The sequence below is a fragment of the Maritalea sp. genome (assembly GCF_051251695.1).
GTDB lineage: Bacteria > Pseudomonadota > Alphaproteobacteria > Rhizobiales > Devosiaceae > Maritalea.
In genome coordinates, this window is the sequence record NZ_JBPOEU010000086.1 from 1 (window position 1) to 2565 (window position 2565).

Sequence of the window (2565 nt, forward strand, 5' to 3'; positions counted from 1 at the left end):
ATATTTTCGCAACCAAATTCTCTCCTTTGGGAGGCATAATGCTCCCTGCATTTTAACTATTTAGGACAAGGGTTCATCCCAACCATCAGTGGGATGAGTTATACAAATGATTTGGGCAACAATTTGGCGCAAGGTTAAAAATTCTTATTGCGGCGAATATTCGAATTTGGCGAATGCGCGTCCGATTATGCCGCTCTCAGTGCAAAGCTGTTATGTAAAGGTGGGCTGCAGGGCTTGCCACCATTAGATTTGTGCTGGAAATGCCGTGCGGAACTGCTGAACACGGCAAACCCGTGCAGAGCAGACCCACTTGAGTGGGCCGAAATGAAAGTTAGTTCACGCTGCCAAAAGCACTGCCTCAACTCGCCTTAGTACAGGGCGGACGGTTTGCAAATTTTTTGTTTCAAAAAATGTTAGTTGAGGAAATAGCCGTTGCACCTCCATCTTTACGTCATCATCAGATGCATCTTGCCAGTGGCCTGGAAAGTAGCTCTCTGAGGGCACACCTTGGGCGAACACTATCTGGTGGGCTTCAAACAGCAAATGAATGTATCGAACGGTTCCACCAGAAACCTGACGGACGGTGTCGCCATTCACCAGATGTTTGGCTGCCGCCAATACTTCTTCCTGACCGAAATACAACTCGGCCCGCCAACCCGATATTAGCATCCGATGCTGAGGGGAGACTAAGAGCGGGGCGTCATTGCCGATAGCGCCCTTGGCGAAAAGGATCGGCGCACAATCTCCAACAGCGCGAAAGCTATCATCCACAATCATTCTTATCGCTTGTGGGCCGTCGTCGAGCGTCGTCACAAGATCCCCAACTTGTAATTCTTCGATCAGGCGTGGTCCGCTTGGTGTGTTTATCCGTGTTCCCGGTGTGAAACATGTTGGCCCAAAGTCGTTTACTGGCGTCTGTGTGGCTGTCGTCACAAAGGTAGAGCTCACAAAGGTACCATCTTGCAGCACTTGCCCGTCAGTCGGCGTAAATACCGGAGGGCCACTGCTCAAATAGAACGTTACGCCTGTATAGGTTACATTGCCTACACCGGGAACATTCACAGTCAGCGTGTCGCCCGGCCAAACCTGAGTAATGGTCACGCCGTTAAATGTATCTCCTGCTCCGGTCTCGATATTGCCGTCATCGTCTTCGTCAATATATTCAACCCGCTGAAATGCCAGCGCGGTTCCTGAAGCTGGTGGAGCTCCAGGATCAACTGTAAAAAACTGATCTTCGTATGCTGTGGGCATGACGATACCTCAATTGATGAGCAATCTTGGTATGTCTGGCGAATTGGATTCAAATACGGCAAAATCACGGTAAATTTTGAATAACTGCTCACTGAAGTGCCCCGTTGGCATTACTCAACTCCGAAGCAGGCAGGCGAGAACGCGGCCGCATTGGGTCGGTAAACGCAGTTATGTAACGGTGGGTTGCAGTGCGTGCCACCACTGGGTTTGTTGGTGCAAGAGCTGTGCGGCCCTAGCAAACCCCTGCACACCTACCGTTAGGGGCTGCAGGCAGGTTAGTGCGCGCACCTGGTTGAGGCCCTGGGGCAAACTTTTCTTGTTTCTTAGTAACATCGGTATTTTGGAATGCGGCTCAGCAAATTTGTGAATGTTGAAAAACGGTAGTCAGCGTGGCTGCTGACTTTGCCCGCAGGGTGGTCCGCCTGCCCCCACCCCATCGACGGCACTCAGCGGAACGTATGGGTTGGCCATTCCCGCTCCGAGGGAATCCGGGTTTGCCGCTGACCGGAGGAGTGATGAAGCCTTAGGCTTTAAACGAGCACTGGGGCGGCCCAAAAGCGTGACAGGTCCATTTTGATTACACGTTCGCCAAACTGGTGACACATTGCACCAGGATATTCGGGTTAACAAAATCTGGCTGACGTAAATTGGTGGGGAATAAATTTTACCTGCGCGTTTGGCTTTCGAGGAGTGGCCTGAAATGAGAATAGTTTTCGCAATGATTATAGCCCTTTCGGCGACGCAAACTTTCGCCGACGAGATTTGGTCTGAAAGGGAGATCTGCAGGGCTGCTACGAAGACCTACTTTTGGCTAAAAGAATTACCCTCTAATGCGCCCGACGAAGGCGTGTATATGGGCTTTATGAGCGAGCGACAGAACTACTACACTTGTCGTGTAGATGGTGATGTCGCGGACTTCCTATGGGTGAACAAGTCGTTTGAAAAAATGCGCAGCCAAAGCACCAAGTTTGAAATCAATGGAAGTACACTTACCGTGGAAACCGACATGAAAACGGAAAACTTCACGCCGGGCTAAACTCTGCTTGGCAGAGGGTGGTGAGGTGAATTATTGACGGACACTTTGGGTCAGGACTCAAACAGATGCACGTGGGTGCAGACTGCCAGTCTGGTCCCTCACGACATTTTTGGCATTTTCCGAAACCACCGTTTGTTGAACGGTCAAGCCCCGCATCTTCATGGCAAGGAGGACGCACTACTGAACTTCTCAGAAGGTTTCCTTGGTTCCATCAGCATAGATGACGCCATTCATGCAAACACGTGCTTCAACATCAGCCTGCTTCATCTCCATTAGGC

Annotated in this window: 2 protein-coding genes; one reads left to right on the forward strand and one right to left on the reverse strand. The window is 50.6% G+C overall.

Going from position 1 to position 2565, the window contains the following annotated elements:
- Positions 1–336 precede the first annotated feature (336 nt).
- Positions 337–1251, reverse strand: coding sequence for a Hint domain-containing protein (locus ACSHWX_RS18215; RefSeq protein WP_435669630.1), 915 nt, complete (start codon positions 1249–1251; stop codon positions 337–339).
- 700 nt (positions 1252–1951) lie between these two features.
- On the opposite strand from ACSHWX_RS18215, the gene ACSHWX_RS18220 reads away from it, so the two are divergent.
- Positions 1952–2287, forward strand: coding sequence for a hypothetical protein (locus ACSHWX_RS18220; RefSeq protein WP_435669631.1), 336 nt, complete (start codon positions 1952–1954; stop codon positions 2285–2287).
- Positions 2288–2565: the final 278 nt, after the last annotated feature.

Coding starts and splice junctions, on each gene's coding strand:
- ACSHWX_RS18215 (WP_435669630.1), bottom strand. CDS start 1,251: ATGCCCACAGCATACGAAGATCAGTTTTTTACAGTTGATCCTGGAGCT.
- ACSHWX_RS18220 (WP_435669631.1), top strand. CDS start 1,952: ATGAGAATAGTTTTCGCAATGATTATAGCCCTTTCGGCGACGCAAACT.